A 16,484-nucleotide genomic window follows, 5' to 3' on the forward strand; every position below is an offset into this window, starting at 1 on the left:
ATCGAGCGTGAACTCAGAGTCCGAACTGGTCCTCGACGATGCCGAGCCAGATCTGCGCGCAATCGATGGCGACCTTCTCACTGATGAAGGCGTGCTGGGTTCCGGTGTACATGTCACGAAACGCCCGTTCGAGGCGGCTACCCTCGCGGATTGAACTCGTTCCGGCCACCAGATGTGCCCATTCGGCGCAGCTTCGAGCGGTATCGGTGGCGAAGACGGCCGCCGCGCGCATGTCCGAACGCAACGTAGGAGTCAGTTCCTGGCCGGCACCGACCGCGGCTTCGGCGGTGGTGAAGGCATCCAGGACCAGCAGGCGCGCCGCGCGCCATGCCGCGACGTGATGGGCCAGGCCCTTCTGGAAAGTGGGGCGACTGGCCAGAGCGGCCATGTCGCTCATCCGGTACTTCGTCGCCGCAAGTTCGGTGACATCGTCAAGCATGCTCTTGGCGACCCCCAGCGCCCACGAGGCCTGGCCGGCCGCGGTCACCGGCATCAGCCCCATCCGAGTGGCCGGCGAACTTCCCCGTCGCGGCTCCCGGGCGAATAGTCCAAAGGTGCGGCCCTGCGGCACGAACACGTCCTCGGCACTGTAGTCATAGGAACCGGCCCCTTTGAGCCCCTGCACAAACCAGCCGTCATTGAAGGTGATCTGCTCGCGCGGAACCACGGCCACCTGCATGTCCGGAACACCCTCACGGATCCAGCGCATTTCACCGTCATCCATCGGGAAGAAGCCCGCCGCGATGTACTGCGCATGACCGGTCCCCGAGCCGAAGCTCCACGATCCACTCAGTCGGTAGCCGCCGTCGACGGCGCTTCCCTGCCCGTTGGGGAAGAACTGGCCGCCCATCGTGACTCGGTTGTCGGCGGCGCTGAACACCTCAGCGAAGCCGTCGTCGGGGAGATACGTGGCGGCGGCGAACGTCGACGGCAGGTTCGCGATCCCAATCCAACCGAACGCCCCATCCTGCCAGGCCATTTCGATCCATGTCTCGATCATCTCGGCAAACGCGGGCTCGGTTCCTCCGGCCGCAGTCGGATTGAATGCCGACATCAGTCCGGTGGACCACATTTCGTTGACGATCTTGTCGGTGAGCGTGCGCCGGCGTTCGGACTCGCCGGCTTCGGCCCGCACCAGGTCCCGCATGGTGCGGGCCAGCGCGACAACCTGGCCACTCGTTGTCGATATCATCTGTTCTCTATCTGGGTTCAACCGGTGGATGCAACACCGGTTTGGTGGAGCAAGAGTAGCTGTTCATGGAATGCTTCGGCCGGTGTCTTCCAGCCGAGTGTCTTGCGTGGCCTGGTGTTGAGGGCGTGAGCGACGGCCTCGATTTCCTCGGCAGACCATCGCGGGAGGTCGGTGCGTTTGGGAAAGTATTGGCGCAGCATGCCGTTTGTGCTTTCATTCGTGCCGCGTTGCCGTGGTGACTGGGGGTCGGCGAAGAAGACAGGGATGCCGGTCTCGACTTTGAATTGGGCGTGCGCGGACATTTCCTTGCCGCGATCCCAGGTCAGCGACCGGACGAGCTGCTGCGGCAGGGTCGACATGGTGTTTGCCAGGGCGTCCTTCATCGTTATTGCGCCGTAGCCGGCCAGGGCCGGACCGTTCTTGACCGAGTGTTTGTGCCGGTGCCCTTCTTCGCGGGCCAAGTGGATCAACATGGTGAACCCGGTCGTACGCTCGACGACGGTGCCGATCGCCGAGAGCGTTCGAGCCCGATGGGAAGATCGCCTTCCTTAACTTGTTGGAAGGGTGTTTCGGGGCTGTCGTAGGGTCCTGATCACCCTCGGGTGGCAGGTATGGCTTAGATCGCCGCCTCTGGGGTGACGTGGGCCCAGGTCTTGCGTCGTGATCGTTCCCGAGGCGCGTGCAGTGCGTGTCCGGTGCGTAGGCACCAGACCAACTCCCATTTGAGCGCGCCCCGCCCCGGATGTAGAGCGATTGGTAGATCGCTTCGTGGCTGATACGCATGGACTTGTCCTCGGGGAAATCGACTTTGAGCCGGTTGGCAATCTGCTCTGGGCTCCACGCTAGCGACCACGGTCGGTCCTTGCGGTGGGGCTTGTTGCGGCCGGTGAATCGGGGCGGTTGCGGTCCGGCGATGGTGCCGCCGTCGGGGTGGCTAATCTGCCCTGAAAGGCGTTGCTGCACATAATCATGCAGCTGCGGATTGGCGGCCAATTTCGCGGTCTTGGGCCGACATGCGGCCATATCGGCCTTCCACAGCACGACCGAGGCCCGGAAACCGCTGCTCCCGTAGCGAACAGCGGCGCTGCGGCGCAGTTCCCGTGAGATCGTGGACGGGTCGCGCCGAATCGCCCGGACGATTGCTCAAACACGTTGCCCTGAACCCGCAGTAGCGCGACTTCCTCACACTCAGCGAAGGACAGGCAACGGGAACTTCACATCAAAGCGTTGTGGAACCAGCGTGCCCCGACCGCCGACGCCACGCCGGCGATCGCAGCTTCGGCCGGATCACCCGGTCTGCTGCCTGCTGACGACAAACCATTCAACACCTCCAACATCGAGGTGTTGCGACGACCACTCGAATCCGCCATCACCGCCTCAACCTCTGAGCGCAGCAGATTCCACTGTTCGTCGGTGAGGTCCCAGGGATACCGCGCTGTTCTGTCACGACATGGGCAACCCGCAACGGGGCAACTGGTTTGCCTGGACTCGACAAGGTAGACAGGCATTCACGGGGTTCCCAGCAGCAAGGGGATGTGGTGTCCATCTGCTACCGCGGGCTCCGTCTCATGCCATTGCGCGACGCCCGATCGTGATCACACCGATATGACCAGTCACTTTAGTCACACGAGTATGTGAACAGCCTCTAACCGCAGTCCCGCCTCCGGCCTGGGCCATTAGGGGTTAAGCCTGGAGATCAGGATGCGGTCCGGATCGTGCTCCTGAACAACGGACATCAGCTGGTCGGTGTCGTCGCCCCACCAGTCGTTCGGCGTGTCCAAGATGTCGGCATAGTTGACGTAACGCCCGCCCGTCAACACGCCGGCAAGGTCGTGCCGGATTTCTTGCAACAGGGCGTCGTGCCGGGCGGCGAGGCCCGCGTCAGCCGGCAACCGGTCACCCAGCCCCCAGTGATACACAAAGTCCTGCCCGCGGTGGAAAAAGGCGGTTTCCTGCGGCGTGAATGCGGCAACTGCACCGTTGATCGCCTCGATGCCCACTGCGCCGCCAGGCAGTTCGGGCGCGAATTGAAGTTCGTTGATCTGTCCGACGATGGCGGCCGCTTCGACTGCACCGAGTGCACCTCGGCCGATGTCGCTGGCTATTCGGTGTGGACGGAGGGTCGCGGGTGCCGGGTCGTGAAGAAAATCGTTCGAGACGAACACGGCATCGAAAAACGATTCTTCGCGGATCGATGCATGCAAGGCGGCAGGGTGCTCGAGCAGTGGCCGCATGAGCGAGCGGGCGTCGTCTTGGTTGCCGAGAAACTGGCCATCGATACGCACTCGGGGCGTGCCGGGAATCACGTCGGCAGGGCCGGCGCTTGCTTCGTCGGCATAACGGTCCGCACCTGTCGTTCGAATGCTGAGTTGCAGATCGAGTTCGCTCGGCGCCGTGTGCATCAATTGAGTGAACAGAAGAATCGCCTCGACTGCCGCGTCCCAACGCCAGCCGAGAGTCACACCTGTCACTTGCTGGATCGGTACGGTGTGAAACACCAGGTCCGTGACGATTCCTACACAACCAGCGCCGCCACGCAGCCCCCAGAACAGATTTGCGTTGGTCACATGAATCTGTCCACTGGCAGTGACAACCGTCGCCTCGGCCAAGAAGTCCGAGGTGAGGCCGAAGTGGCGAGTGCATTGGCCAAACCCGCCGCCAAGCACTAACCCGCCGACGCCCACGGTGGGACATTCGCCGATGGGCATCGCCCGCCCAGTTCCATCCAGCGCGCGCGCAATGTCGCCGACGGTCGCGCCCGTCATCGCGTGCAGGTATCCCGACGGGGCGTATCGGACCGCGCTCAATCCGCGCAGGTCAAGCAATACGCCGTCGTCACGGACAGGGAATCCATCAAAGCTGTGCCCACCCGACCTAATCGATAGCCGAATCCCCGCCGCATTCGCCCAGGCCATGATGGCGGCAACCTGGTTTCGATCAGCTGGACGCAACACGGCCGCTGGCGACCGGATGCGTCCGGCGCGCGAAAAAACTCTGCGCCCGGCCTCATAGAGCGGGGAGCCGGGAGCACCCACTCGCCCCGGGCACAGGTTCTCCAAGGTTCGAAAATCGCACGCCTCAAGAGCCATGCCAAACTCCATCATGTTCGGCGGGAAAGAGGTTGTCCCGAGTTCCGCAAAACTTCCGCGGCGGGCCGGTGTGAACCATCCCGGATTTCATGCGGTTTCATGCCCCCTCGGGATTCTGTGAGCCAGCCGGTCGACCGGTCACGAGTTGGGAATAGTAGCGGGCTTCGGCTTCGGCGGGCGGGATGCGTCCGAGGCGGTGCATGAGACCGTATGTGGTGACTGCTCGCCGAGTGGCGTACTTACTGGCCGGGGCCTCGCTCACGCAATCTCGTGGGCTACCGAGCGCGGTTCTGTGCTCGGCCCTTCCGACAGGTGTTAAGGAGGCCCCCGTGTTTTGCGAGCGTACAAGTGTTGGTTTGATGTGCACGCGTGTTCGGTTGTCGCGGCGACGATCGATGGGCGAAGCGCGGACGTGTTTTGGGCGCGGTTGACGCCGTCGCACGCGAAGGTCATCGAGTGAGTGGGCAAGCTGCCCGGCCCGTGCGCGGTGGTCTACGAGGCCGGTCCGACGGGTTTCGGGTTGGCGCGGGCGTTGTCGGCGGCGGGATTGCGATGCGAGGTCGCGGCGTCGTCGAACTTGTTTCGCCCGGCGAGTGATCGGGTGAAAACCGATGCGCGCGACGCGCTGAATTTGGCGCGGTTGTTGCGGCTGGACGAGGTTGTGCCGGTGTGGATTCCGAGTGCGGCCGAGGATGTTACCCAGGATCTGGTCCGCGCCCGAGAAGCCGCCAGAACGGACTTGATGCGGATCAGACATCGGTTGTCGAAATTGTTGGTGCGTCACGGGATCGTCAACTACGACGGCAAGGCGTGGACTGAACACCCCGACCGGTGGCTGCACCACCAGCGATTCGACGCCGCCCCCACGCAGTCGGCATTCGAGGATGCTTACGAGGCGGTGGTGCTGGCTACCGCGCGGCGTGCCGTCGCGTCCCATGCAGTGGTGTAAGTCGGGCTGGCGATTCGCATGAGGCTCTGCGAGTTTTAACCATGCCGTGAACGCGGCTGGGACCACAACGTGTTGGCCGGGTTGATCATCAGCGCGGCTGAGCAGAGCAAGGGCGGTTTCGGAGAGATAGCGTTCGGACACACCAAGATCGCCGACAAGAACATTCCGTGCAAGGGACTCTCGTCGCTGGATCTCTGATGCCGAAGTCGCCGAAATCCCCTACACCGCCTTCGCATCCACCAAAGACCGGATCACCGCACGCCTGGTCGTCCGTCGTGTCAAGGACGCCTGCCGCCCCGACGCGTTGTTCCCGGTCTGGCGGTATCACCCGTTCTTCACCAACACCGACCTACCCGTCGAGGCGGCCGACATCACCCACCGCCAACACGCGATCATCGAAACCGTGTTCGCCGGCCTAATCGACGGACCCATGGCGCACATCCCGTCAGGCCACTTCGCCGCGAACTCCACCTGGGTGCTCTGCGCGGCGATCTCTCCCAACCTGCTGCGCGCTACCGGCGTCCTGGCTGGGGACCGACACACGCGGGCACGCGGATCGACCCTGCGCCGCAAGATCGTCGACGTCCCGGCCCGGCTGCCCCGCCCACAACGCCGGCCGGTTCTGCACCTACCCACCCACTAGCCCTGGTCAAAGGCCTAGCTTGCGTTGCGGCACAGCACCATCAGATACAACCCCCAACGGGCGCAACAACCCGACCCCGCCGACAGGCCCGACCGCAGCGCACAGGAAAGGCTGGACAGGCCAGCGACTCCCTCGGGCCCCAGGGCTCCGGCGTTGTTGATTAGCAGGCTTGTGAGCTGGGTTGATGATCTTTGGTGCCGCGCTATTGGGGCCGGAGTGTAGGCACGGGCTATCTGGAGAACGATCGAGTTGGTTACTGTTCGTCGTTGGTCTGGAGTTGCCCGTGCCTACCGTTTCAGTATTGCCTGTGTCGTCGGTTCCAGAGGTGTTCGACCGCTGGAGTCCTGGTGAGCGCAGCGAGCTCATCGGATCGGAGTTTCTCGATGTGTTGGCCTCGGTGCCAGACCCGAGGGACCCACGCGGTCGGAGGTATTCGCTGATGGCTTTGTTGGCGATCGCGGTTCTGGCCACTGCCGCGGGGATGCGCGGCTATGCTGGTTTTGCCACATGGGCGGCCACCGCTCCCGATGATGTGTTGGCCCAATTAGGGGTCCGGTTCCGGCGGCCCAGTGAGAAGACCTTCCGCGCTGTTTTGTCTCGGCTAGACCCCGCCGACCTCAACGCCAGGATGGGCAGTTACTTCACTGCACACGTGGCCAGCAGCGACCCCAGTGGATTGGTGCCGATCGCGTTGGACGGCAAGATGCTGCGTGGTGCTTTACGCGCCAAAGCGACAGCCACGCATCTCGTGTCGGTGTTCGCCCACCGTGCCCGATTGGTGCTCGGTCAACTCGCTGTCGCCGAGAAAAGCAATGAAATTCCCTGCGTACGTGCCCTGCTCACGCTGCTGCCGGGTAGCTTGCGGTGGCTGGTCACCGTGGATGCGATGCATACCCAGGTCGTCACCGCGAAGTTGATCTGCGCCACCTTGAAGTCGCACTACCTGATGATCGTCAAGTCCAACCAAGCCAAAATATTTGCGCGTATCACCGCGCTGCCCTGGGCCGAGGTGCCCGCAGCCGCTACCGACGACTCCCGCGGCCACGGCCGTGTCGAGACCCGCACCCTGCAAATCATCACCGCTGCACGAGGAATCGGCTTCCCCTACGCAAAACAAATCATCCGGATCACTCGTGAACGCTTGATCACCGCCACCGACCAGCGCAGCGTGGAGGTGGTCTATGCCATCTGCAGCCTGCCGTTCGAGCACGCCCGCCCTACCGCGATCATGACCTGGATGCGTCAACACTGGGGAATCGAGAACAGCCTGCACTGGATACGCGACGTCACCTTCGACGAAGACCGTCAAAGGGCACATACCGGAAACGGCGCACAGGTCCTAGCAACGCTACGCAACACCGCGATCAATCTGCACCGCCTCAACGGCGCCGACAACATCGCCGAAGCCTGCCGGATCACCGCTTTGACCGCCAACCGCCGCCTAGACCTCCTCAATCCACAATCCCCCAGTTCACAAGCCTGCTAATCAACAACGCCGGAGCCCTGGACCCGGTGGCCGCTGCGCCGGGAGTTGTCCCGGGCCCCTCGGGGCCATTACCAGGCCCGCTTCCGGCGGGTGTAGCGTCGATACCGGTTATCGTGCCGTTGCCTGCTGGGCCGGAGCCGGATGGGGTACCCAGCAAATAGGGGAATGGCTCGGTCTGACACGCGGAAGGCGCATTCTGCACCCGGTTGGGTGTCTGGTGCGCCCGTGCGTCGTAGCGGTCGAAGACGCCGCCCTAGCCCGGATTTTTTGCGCGGGTCTGGTTTGATGCCACTTCGCCCTGAAAGGCGTTGCTGCACATAATGATGCAGTTGCGGATTGGCGGCCAATTTCGCGGTCTTGGGCCGACATGCGGCCATATCGGCCTTCCACAGCACGACCGAGGCCCGGGAACCGCAGCTTCCGTAGCGAACAGCGGCGCTGCGGCGCAGTTCCCGTGAGATCGTGGACGGGTCGCGCCGAATCGCCCGGACGATTGCTCAAACACCGTTGCCCTGAAGCGCGATTTCATCACACTCAGCGAAAGACAGGCAGCGGCCCGAGGGCTGGAACTTCACATCAAAGCGTTGTGGAACCAGCGTGCCCCGACCGCCGGACGCCACGCCCACAATGCCCGCGGCTTCTTCGGCGAGAAGCCCTTTAGCGATCTGTCCCCAGAAGGCCACCTCGACATGACGCCGATACTTCCGATGCCCCGGCGATCGCAGCTTCGGCCGGATCACCCGGTCTGCTGCCTGCTGACGACAAGCCATTCAACACCTCCAACATCGAGGTGTTGCGACGACCAGTCGAATCCGCCCTATCTCCCTATCTTACTGTGGGAGACCGAAGAGCCGAACCACCCCGTGATCGCGCCCGGCGGTGTAGCCGCCGTCGACGGCAATGGCCTGGCCTGTCACAAAAGAAGCGTCGGGTGAGAGCAAGAAGGCAGCCATGGCCGCGATCTCCTCCGGCTTTCCCAATCGTTGCAGCGCATGCTCGTTGGTGATCGACGCACGCGGGCCCTCCATTCCCGGCATGCCGAAGACCCCTTCGGCCAGGGGGGTGGCGATGAAGCCCGGGCAGATCGCGTTCGCCCGGATACCACTGGGCCCATAGTCGAGCGCAATGTTCTTGGTCAGCAACACAACACCGCCCTTGGCGGCGTTGTAAGAACTACCGCCGGCGGTGCCCTCCAGACCTTCGATGCTGGCCAGCGTCACGATTGAGCCGCGTTCGCCGTCCACCCGGGGTTGCTCGATCATCCTGGCCAACGCCGCCTTGGCTACCAGAAAAGTGCCGGTGAGATTGACCCCAATGACTCGGTCCCATTCAGCGCGCGCCAGCAGATGCACCGGGCCGCCACCGGCCACCCCAGCCGAATGCACCACCCCATCGAGGCGGTCGGGCACGGCGTCGAACACGCCGGCGACCGCGTCCTCGTCGGTGACGTCGGCGGTCACGAACGTGAATCGCGGACCGAGGTCGTGGGGCGGGGTTACGACGTCGGCACCGACAACTGCGCAGCCTTGTTCGAGCAAGCGGCCTACGGTGGCCAAGCCAATGCCCGAGGACGCACCGGTTACCACAAACGTGCGGGACGCCCGATGATCGAGCACCGGGCCGCCCTAACTTTCCAGTGCTGCCGCGCAGCCGTCCAGGACCGCGACGAAGCTCGACCTCAATATCGGGCGACTGACCACCTCCAAGAACCTGCCACCCGCACGCGCCGGGTGGGTATAGGTGGTCAGCCAGTCGACGTGGGTTCCACCGTCTGACGGCGTGAACGTCAGGGTGCCCCCCCTGATGAATCAACGGCGGGAAGGATCGCAAGATGAGATAGGAGTAGCTGCGTGGACGGTCGACGGCCGTGATCTGCTCCCGGAACCAGGCACCCAGCGCGGTCACCTCGCGCACCGCACCAGCGCCGGGCGGGGGTGAGTCTTTGGTGTAGCCGGCCTTGAGTACCAAGGGGGCCGCGGCCAACTTGGTCGGGTCGGCCAGCCAGTCGAAGACCTGCTCAACCGGCGCAGCGATGGTTCGCTCCAAGTGAATCTCGACCATGAGATCTCCTGTCTGGCCGAAGCCGCATCCCCCGCACATGCTAGACGCCACCGCGTCGCGCTGTCGCTGCCCCGCGCGGCGGCGCACCGTTTCGAAACGAGGGCCTGACATTGCCGAGGGCCACTCGGCGAGATCGGCACCGACCGTTGTTTGCCAGCGACTCGCGATGGGTTGATCGTCAGCCACCATCCACGCGAAATAGCTTGGCTTGGTTGGTTTTAAGCCTCGAATCGGCGATGGCCCGGCGGTCGTGCGCCGCGCATGGCATATACTGAGCCGGCGCACTTTGGCAGCAGACCGACTCACGCAGTTTGAACTGCCCGTTGCGCTCCGCCGCACCGTCTGGTTTGACGCTGTGCGGGCCCGGCGGGAGGCAACATGGTCGCAAACTGCTCGACGAACACCGGGTGGCCGCTATTGGAAGGAGCTGATTCATGGATGTGGCGAGGACCCCGGATGCCCGATTCCAGAATCTGGTCGGTTACCCGTTTGCGGCCCACTACGTCGATGTCGCGGCAACCGATACCCCACATTTGCGGATGCACTACATCGACGAGGGTCCTGCCGACGGGCCACCTATAGTACTGCTGCATGGGGAGCCCACGTGGAGCTACTTGTACCGCACCATGATCCCACCGCTTGCTGCCGGCGGATACCGTGTGCTCGCGCCCGATCTGATCGGCTTCGGCCGCTCCGACAAGCCCACTCGTATCGCGGACTACACATACCTGCGCCATGTCGAATGGGTGAAGTCCTGGTTTGAAGAATTGCGCCTGGCCGAGGCCACGCTTTTCGTCCAGGATTGGGGATCGCTGATCGGACTGCGCGTCGCCGCCGAACACGGTGACGCGATTGCGCGGCTGGTGGTGGCCAATGGGTTCCTTCCCACGGCACGCGGGCGCACCCCGACGGCGTTTCACATCTGGCGGGCCTTCGCGCGCTACTCTCCGGTGCTGCCCGCCGGTCGCCTTGTTGCGGCCGGGACGGTGCGCAAAGTTCCCCCCGCCGTGCGGGCCGGGTACGACGCCCCCTTCCCCGACAAGAGCTACCAGGCTGGCGCCCGCGCCTTCCCCCAGTTGGTGCCGATCTCACCCGATGATCCCGCGGTTGCGGCCAACCGTGCCGCATGGGACGCCCTTGGCCGCTGGGAGAAGCCTTTCCTGGCCATCTTCGGGGAGCGCGACCCACTCCTTGGACGAGCCGACCGTCCACTGATCAAGCACATTCCCGGTGCGGCGGGCCAGCCGCACGCCCGTATCAACGCCAACCATTTCATCCAGGAAGACAGCGGGCCAGAGCTGGCCGAGCGCATCATTTCCTGGCAGTAGGCCCGTTCAGGCAGCGCGACCTGGCGGGCGGCGGTAAAGCGCGGCGCCGGCCGTGACGCCGGCCCCGGCGGCCACAAACAGGATCTGGGCGCCCACCGGAACCCGCGCGATCTGCTGCTCGAACGCGGCGGGCAGCGCTGCGGTGTGCATGCGTCGATCGTTTGCAACCCCGATCAGCTCTGCCGCCACCCCGAGCCGAGCGCTCAACGCGGCGCGGAACCCGGGCCTGGGCGGGGCGGCAACAATCATGTCGACCGACGAAAGCGCCACGCAGTTCGCCGCCAGGCATTCGCGCACCGCATGTGCCGCGACAGCGGCAAACTCTTCATCCGCCTCGGCCGACTCCGCGAATCGCAGAACGTTGCGGGCGTCAGCGAAACCAACTGTTGCGCTGAATGATTCGTCTGCCTTCCCGTTGACGGCGTTAGCCCACTGCACCCGGCTCAGGCCGTAGGTGTCATCGCTCCAGCCGCATAGCAGCGCGGCCCCCGTGGCGGAGAAGGGAAAGTGCTCGCTCATTCCATGGCCTGGATCGGCATCGCTGGCGACGATGAGCGCCCGACTGATGCTGTGCGTCCGCAAGAATCCGTCAACGATCTGCAATGCGGTGAGCACCCCGCAGGCCCCGTTGGCGATATCGAAGGAGAACGTACCGTGAGCACCGGCGTGGGGGTCCTCCGGGTTGGCGCCGATGTCGTCCTGGATCAGTGCCGCCAATGCCGGCTCACCGAGGTTGCGGTCGCGGTAGATCCCCGCATTGACCACAAGATCCAACTCGTCGGGGTCGCATCCGGTGCCCTGTAGGCAGTCTTTGGCAGCTGCAACGGCTAGGTGAAGCGCACTGTGCCGGTTGCGCCAGCCCGAATGTGCAACGTCGACGCGGTCAATCACTGTGCCCATAGCGGCTCACCATCTTCTCATCCAGGGTCAGCAAGACGATCCCGATTTCCAGCCCCGAGGCCAGAGCGATCAAGGCAATTCGCTCCCCTGCCACGATGCGTCCGGCCGTGAGTTCCTCGATGAGGGCCACGGTGTGTGTTGTCGATGCCGTGTTGCCGTAGCGGTCCACGGTGATCACCGCGTCATGGCGGGGCTTGTCCCCAAAGGCTTCCGACATCTTGGCCATGCCTTTACGGATGGCACGTGCCGACGTCTGGTGGGTGATCACATGGTCGATGTCGTGAATTGAGATTCCGGCCGTCTCGAGGACCTCCTCGAGCAGCAACGGCGTATTGGCCATTGCGGCCTGGTGGATCGCGCGGGCATTGGTGAGCATCCGCGCGCCCGGGTCGTGTCCGCGCGGGTAGGCCAGGCACAGCCGGCTGTAGTCGGCGACGGTTGTGAATCCGGCCAGCGCGATTCCCGCGGAACCGACGGGAGCTCGCTCCAGCAGCAGCGCGGCGCCAGCGTCTCCCAGGGTCAACGAGGCCAACTCCTTGCTCATGATGTTGCGGATGTGGCGGGCGGCATTGTGGCTCAGTTGTGAGATGTATTCACCGCTGACGACCAGGCCGCGCTCTACCACCCCCTGCCGGATCCAGTTGTTCAAAATCGTTAACCCGGTGAGCATTCCGGCGCAGGCGTTGGACACGTCGAACGTCATCGCACGGTGTGCCCCAATGCCGCGGGCCACCGCACTGCTCATCGATGGCTCGAGCCATTGGGTGAGGCCACCGCGGAACTTGGTGATGCTGCAATTGATCACCACATCCAGCGACGCCGGATCCTGGCGTGCAGCGGCCAGCGCGTCCAGGGCGGCGGCGGTGGCCAGGCTGTAGGAATCCTCATCGCCCACCGAGACGCGGCGCTCGCGGATCCCGGTCAGCCGTTCCAGATCGATGTGGGTGCGATGGCGGGTGCTGGACATCAATTCGTCTGTGGTGAGGTGCGTTTCGGGTAGATGCCGACCAGCACCGGCGATCCGGGTGACATACGGTGCGCGCGGACCGTTCGGGGTCTCCATCACCAGCCAATGTCGCGTCATGCGTGAGACCTCCTTGCGGTAGCACCGGTCAGAGCCGGAACTCAAGGACGTCGTCGACTGGGCGACGGCCGGAGCGTTCCACGTGCTGATCATGTCTCGGCGACTTGCCGATTCGGATGAGCAATTGCGGAAGGCTTGTTGTCTGGACGATCTCGGCGATGATGTTGCGACTCATGGCCATCTCGGTCATGTGGGTCAGCGTGCAGGTCGCCAGGCCCGCCATCGTGCACTCGAGTAACACCGCCGACAACGACTCACCGCATCGAAGCACGTCACACAAGTCGTCGGAATCGGTAGAGAGCACCACGATCTTAGACTGATCATGCTCGATAGCGGAGCGACGTCGCCCCCCGCCGGCCGGGGGAAAGCTGCGCGCAACGTCGACTCGGGAAGCTTCCGACGTCGACAGCAGGGCACCTTCCGGCGCATGGTCGGCGTTCGAGCTGAATGGCGAAGTCCACCATCGTAGTTCGGACATATACGTGGTGTCGTTACGTCGCAAGTTCTCGGTGAACCGAGACGCCTCGGCCAGCGCCGCTCGGCCATCGTCCGCCACCACGTGCAGCAGCACGTCATACCGGACCGCGGCGTGACGCAGCACCGGCTCGATCGCCGCCCATTGGGTGACCGGGTCAAAAGGCAAACGGTCGGTGCGGCGTTGCCCGATGGCATCCGCCCGATGGCGCTGGGACGCGGTGACGGCCTGCATCGGGTGAAACCGCAGTGTCGCCAGATGATCTGGATTGCCCCGATCGGGCGTCCGTTCGGTGACACTCTCCCAGCCGGCAGCCGACGTCGCGACCCGCAGGTGGTCAAGGACAGCACCGCAACTCAATATCAGCTCCCGGCCCGCGTGGTCGGTGGCCGGCATCGAACGGGCTCGATCAGCCCACAGTTGCAGTGTGTCGGCTTCGGCGACCCACCGCCACGGTTGGCTGTTGTGTAGCGACGGAGCACGACTGGCAAGCGCCACTGATTCTCGAATCACGGTTTCGTCGGGCGCCGTCGCCGCCGTCATAGCCACCACCCTTGCGTCTGTGACGTCACAGCTAGAAACTTGCGCCGCAGGTTGGCCAGGGCCGTTGGTCCTTCACGGCAGGGACTTAGGCTCGCAGCCCCGCCTACTCGGGGTAGATCGCTCGGCACCAAGCGTCGTGGGCTTCGTTTAGGGAGAACTCAATTGGCCGGGAGGTATCCATCGGTAGGGCGGTATCCCAGCCGGCATGTTGAGCCGCCATGGTCGCGGCGATCTCCGCAGTTACCTCGGAATTGCCCGGCGCTCGGGTGATGATTCGGTCAGCGGCCATATCGACCGGCAGGGTGCACAGCAGTTCCACCAAGGCCGCATGAGTTTGGCCGCCAAGGTGGTGAGCCCGCGCGCGAGATTGCGGATCCCGCCAGGTCCCGTCCAGGATCACCGATCGCCCCTCTTGCAAACACCTGCGCGCCCGGCTCAGCACCAGATCGTAAACGACCGTGACGTTGTCGCGGGTGTACAGGCCTTCGTCCAGAACACCCGACTCGCCGTGAATGTCACCGCGGTCGCGCAGTTCCTTGCGCACATCGTCGGTTGAGATGACCTGTGCGCCAACCTGTTCGGCCAGAGCACGCGCCAACGTCGACTTTCCGGTACCTGGATTCCCGCCCACCAGCGCCAACCGAACTGCGCCGGTCTCCAGGTGCCGGGCGGCTAGCTCCAGGTGTCGGGCGGCATCCGCGGCGGCCTCTGGTTTGCCTTGCGACAGCCGGACACAGTCGGTCTTTGCGCGCACCACCGCGCGATAAGCGATGTAGAAGTCTCGTAGTGACGCCGGCGCCACATCCCCGGAGTGCGCGAGATAGCGATCCAGGAAGTACTCCCCCAGGTCCTTGCGCCCCAAGAACTCCAGGTCCATCGCCAGAAACGCGGCATCATCGACGCGATCGACATAACGAAGTCTGTCGTCGAACTCCAGGCAATCGAGCAGGGCGGGTCCGCCTTCGGCGCAGAAGATGTCATCGGCGAGCAGGTCCCCGTGACCGTCGACGATGCATCCCTGGGCAATGCGCTGGGCCAAGAGGGTCTCGCGGCCGGAGATGAATGCCGCGACCAGGTCTTCGATCCGCCCGATCGACTCGTCGGGGAACGACGTCCCCGCATAACGATGCAGTTCTGCCAGGTTGTCGCCGAAGCGTCGGCCGATCGCGGCCGGTTCGCCCGCGGGGTTGATTGTCGGACTGCGCTCGGCGCCCTCGTGAAAGCGGGCCAGCACTGTGGCGATGGTGTCCAACAACGCGCGCACCGATTCGTCGGATCCGCCGCTGCTGATCTGATACGCAAGCCGGTCGCTGTCGTGGTAGCGACGCATTACGACCAGCGGTTCGGCCGGCCCCCCGGTCGGGTCGGTGCAGTGCGCGACGCCGAGGTAACTGGTGGGGGCTAGTCGACTGTTCAGCTCGACCTCGCGGGCACAGGCCCGCTCCCGTTGCTCCGCGGTACGGAAGTCCAGGAAGTCGGTCAGCACCGGTTTCTTCGCCTTGTATGCACGTTCGCCGACCAGCACCACCACACCGGTATGTGTTTCGTGCACCTCGATATAGGCGGTGTTAGGGCTGTGGGTGGCATCCGGCGACTCGGCAGATTCGCTGTCGGTGCTGATGGCGGCCTCCGTGGCTCTCGGTTATCGGCGGGTATGGGCGGCCAGCCCGGTTGGTGCCGATCTCAGGCGGACCGGGCCACGATGACCGGCGTGTGAACCGCGTGCAGCACCGCGTTGCTGGTCGAACCGACCAGCATGCTGGTAAATCCGCCCCGGCCGTGGCTGCCCAGAACGACCAGCTGCGCGGTCTGTGCTTGGTCGATCAATTGTCGCGCCGGTCGATCACACACGACCACTCGATCCACCGTGACATCCGGATAGCGCTCCTGCCAGCCGGCCAGACGCTCGGCCAGAGTCTCCTCGGCCTCTCCCTTTACCGTCGACCAGTCCAACCCGGGCAGGTCAACCACTTCAAGATCACTCCAGGCGTGCACCGCTTTGAGTTCGACGCCCCGGCGCGACGCTTCGTCGAATGCGATCGCGGTCGCCAGCTCTGAGGCCGACGAGCCATCGATGCCCACCACCACGGGGGCCCGGTCACGGTCTTCGGGTTGGGGCGCCTCCGGATCTTCGTCTCGGATCACTGCCACCGGACAGTGCGCCCGGTGCACCACCCCGGAGCTAACGGAGCCGAGCAGGCCGCGAGCGACGGCCCCGCGGCCGTGGCTGCCGACCACCACCAAATCCGCTTCCTGCGACAGTTCGACGAACGTGGGAACCGGCGCCGACCATCTCAACTCGCTCTTGATCTGGGTGTCGCGACCCTGCTGCGTGACCTCTTGGGCGATCTTTCCCGCCTGTTCGAGAACCTGGCGGCCGTCTTCCTCCTGCCACGCTGACATGCTCGTCATCATGGGCATCTCGGGCCACATCGGCACCGCCTGGTTCACCATGTGAACCAAGGTCAGCGGAACATGACGCAATGTGGCGTCACGCGCCGCCCACGAAACCGCCGCAGACGAGGCAGCCGAGCCATCGACGCCAACAACAATGCCAAGGTGTTTCATCGGTGCAGACATTTGATCCTCCTCGGTCATCAAATACGTTATTCGCCAAACGGCCATCGGTCTTGAGGCTTTGGTCATCAGCCACGTGGTCATGAGGCCCGGGCTGACATTATCGGCACCACCCAGGCTGTGGCTTGCCGGCCGATCGAGGTCCAATGCCGACGTC

At 64.3% G+C, this 16,484-nt stretch carries 14 protein-coding genes and 3 pseudogenes; 5 read left to right on the forward strand and 12 right to left on the reverse strand.

The annotated features are described in order from the left end of the window. Positions 1–13: 13 nt before the first annotated feature. The 4 genes and pseudogenes from MPSD_RS17405 to MPSD_RS17415 all read right to left on the reverse strand — a co-directional run bounded on the left by MPSD_RS17405 (position 14) and on the right by MPSD_RS17415 (position 4,107). Positions 14–1,192 (reverse strand): acyl-CoA dehydrogenase family protein, encoded by a 1,179-nt coding sequence (locus MPSD_RS17405; protein WP_086085772.1) that lies wholly within the window; start codon positions 1,190–1,192, stop codon positions 14–16. A gap of 17 nt (positions 1,193–1,209) precedes the next feature. Next, positions 1,210–2,394 (reverse strand): annotated as a pseudogene (locus tag MPSD_RS17410) (IS30 family transposase). A gap of 12 nt (positions 2,395–2,406) precedes the next feature. Then, positions 2,407–2,562, reverse strand: a complete 156-nt coding sequence (locus MPSD_RS28195; RefSeq protein ID WP_156091950.1) for a hypothetical protein — start codon at positions 2,560–2,562, stop codon at positions 2,407–2,409. Positions 2,563–2,868: 306 nt separating this feature from the next. Continuing rightward, on the reverse strand, positions 2,869–4,107 hold the full coding sequence (locus tag MPSD_RS17415; protein WP_020786935.1) for an FAD-binding oxidoreductase: 1,239 nt from the start codon (positions 4,105–4,107) through the stop codon (positions 2,869–2,871). A 634-nt stretch (positions 4,108–4,741) separates the two neighbouring features. On the opposite strand from MPSD_RS17415, the gene MPSD_RS17420 reads away from it, so the two are divergent. The 4 genes and pseudogenes from MPSD_RS17420 (at position 4,742) to MPSD_RS17440 (ending at position 7,359) form a co-directional block, all read left to right on the forward strand. Next, complete coding sequence (locus MPSD_RS17420) at positions 4,742–5,230, forward strand: IS110 family transposase (RefSeq protein ID WP_086085771.1); 489 nt, start codon at positions 4,742–4,744, stop codon at positions 5,228–5,230. A 72-nt stretch (positions 5,231–5,302) separates the two neighbouring features. Then, complete coding sequence (locus MPSD_RS30280; RefSeq protein ID WP_257535291.1) at positions 5,303–5,428, forward strand: hypothetical protein; 126 nt, start codon at positions 5,303–5,305, stop codon at positions 5,426–5,428. Beyond that, positions 5,412–5,891 (forward strand): annotated as a pseudogene (locus MPSD_RS17425) (IS1380 family transposase); the annotation flags it as partial. The gene MPSD_RS30280 and the pseudogene MPSD_RS17425, both read left to right, overlap by 17 nt. A gap of 265 nt (positions 5,892–6,156) precedes the next feature. Continuing rightward, entirely contained in the window at positions 6,157–7,359 is a 1,203-nt protein-coding gene (locus tag MPSD_RS17440; protein ID WP_420811865.1) for an ISAs1-like element IS2404/ISMul1 family transposase, read from the forward strand. A 497-nt stretch (positions 7,360–7,856) separates the two neighbouring features. Here the strand turns inward: MPSD_RS17440 and MPSD_RS17445 are convergent, their stop codons facing one another. The 3 genes and pseudogenes from MPSD_RS17445 to MPSD_RS17455 all read right to left on the reverse strand — a co-directional run bounded on the left by MPSD_RS17445 (position 7,857) and on the right by MPSD_RS17455 (position 9,420). After that, positions 7,857–8,099: a hypothetical protein gene (locus tag MPSD_RS17445; protein WP_096370429.1), complete on the reverse strand. Its 243-nt coding sequence runs from the start codon at positions 8,097–8,099 to the stop codon at positions 7,857–7,859. 90 nt (positions 8,100–8,189) lie between these two features. Continuing rightward, positions 8,190–8,975, reverse strand: a complete 786-nt coding sequence (locus MPSD_RS17450) for an SDR family NAD(P)-dependent oxidoreductase (protein WP_012395102.1) — start codon at positions 8,973–8,975, stop codon at positions 8,190–8,192. 9 nt (positions 8,976–8,984) lie between these two features. Then, positions 8,985–9,420, reverse strand: a pseudogene (locus MPSD_RS17455) (SRPBCC family protein). Positions 9,421–9,854: 434 nt separating this feature from the next. On the opposite strand from MPSD_RS17455, the gene MPSD_RS17460 reads away from it, so the two are divergent. Then, positions 9,855–10,748, forward strand: coding sequence for a haloalkane dehalogenase (locus MPSD_RS17460; protein ID WP_020786930.1), 894 nt, complete (start codon positions 9,855–9,857; stop codon positions 10,746–10,748). A gap of 6 nt (positions 10,749–10,754) precedes the next feature. Here the strand turns inward: MPSD_RS17460 and MPSD_RS17465 are convergent, their stop codons facing one another. The 5 genes from MPSD_RS17465 to MPSD_RS17485 all read right to left on the reverse strand — a co-directional run bounded on the left by MPSD_RS17465 (position 10,755) and on the right by MPSD_RS17485 (position 16,330). Continuing rightward, a complete protein-coding gene (locus MPSD_RS17465; RefSeq protein WP_020786929.1) occupies positions 10,755–11,648 on the reverse strand; it encodes a beta-ketoacyl-[acyl-carrier-protein] synthase family protein in 894 nt (297 codons plus the stop codon). After that, positions 11,632–12,732 carry a 3-oxoacyl-ACP synthase III family protein gene (locus tag MPSD_RS17470; RefSeq protein WP_086084954.1) on the reverse strand — a complete coding sequence of 367 codons (1,101 nt, stop codon included), beginning with the start codon at positions 12,730–12,732 and terminating at the stop codon, positions 11,632–11,634. Before MPSD_RS17470 ends, MPSD_RS17465 begins: the two co-directional genes overlap by 17 nt. A 28-nt stretch (positions 12,733–12,760) precedes the next feature. Next, complete coding sequence (locus MPSD_RS17475; RefSeq protein WP_020786927.1) at positions 12,761–13,750, reverse strand: Acg family FMN-binding oxidoreductase; 990 nt, start codon at positions 13,748–13,750, stop codon at positions 12,761–12,763. A gap of 103 nt (positions 13,751–13,853) precedes the next feature. Continuing rightward, positions 13,854–15,302, reverse strand: a complete 1,449-nt coding sequence (locus MPSD_RS17480) for a bifunctional aminoglycoside phosphotransferase/ATP-binding protein (RefSeq protein WP_020786926.1) — start codon at positions 15,300–15,302, stop codon at positions 13,854–13,856. A gap of 131 nt (positions 15,303–15,433) precedes the next feature. Then, on the reverse strand, positions 15,434–16,330 hold the full coding sequence (locus tag MPSD_RS17485; RefSeq protein WP_036427245.1) for a universal stress protein: 897 nt from the start codon (positions 16,328–16,330) through the stop codon (positions 15,434–15,436). Positions 16,331–16,484 lie beyond the last annotated feature (154 nt).

The organism is Mycobacterium pseudoshottsii JCM 15466 (genome assembly GCF_003584745.1).
Classification (GTDB): Bacteria; Actinomycetota; Actinomycetes; order Mycobacteriales; family Mycobacteriaceae; genus Mycobacterium; species Mycobacterium marinum.

What these genes read in the sequence shown, in the direction of transcription:
- MPSD_RS17485 (WP_036427245.1), bottom strand. Translation starts at nt 16,330, where the DNA reads ATGTCTGCACCGATGAAACACCTTGGCATTGTTGTTGGCGTCGATGGC.
- MPSD_RS17475 (WP_020786927.1), bottom strand. Translation starts at nt 13,750, where the DNA reads ATGACGGCGGCGACGGCGCCCGACGAAACCGTGATTCGAGAATCAGTG.
- MPSD_RS17405 (WP_086085772.1), bottom strand. Translation starts at nt 1,192, where the DNA reads ATGATATCGACAACGAGTGGCCAGGTTGTCGCGCTGGCCCGCACCATG.
- MPSD_RS28195 (WP_156091950.1), bottom strand. Translation starts at nt 2,562, where the DNA reads ATGGCGGATTCGAGTGGTCGTCGCAACACCTCGATGTTGGAGGTGTTG.
- MPSD_RS17470 (WP_086084954.1), bottom strand. Translation starts at nt 12,732, where the DNA reads ATGACGCGACATTGGCTGGTGATGGAGACCCCGAACGGTCCGCGCGCA.
- MPSD_RS17460 (WP_020786930.1), top strand. Translation starts at nt 9,855, where the DNA reads ATGGATGTGGCGAGGACCCCGGATGCCCGATTCCAGAATCTGGTCGGT.
- MPSD_RS17465 (WP_020786929.1), bottom strand. Translation starts at nt 11,648, where the DNA reads ATGGGCACAGTGATTGACCGCGTCGACGTTGCACATTCGGGCTGGCGC.
- MPSD_RS17415 (WP_020786935.1), bottom strand. Translation starts at nt 4,107, where the DNA reads ATGGCCTGGGCGAATGCGGCGGGGATTCGGCTATCGATTAGGTCGGGT.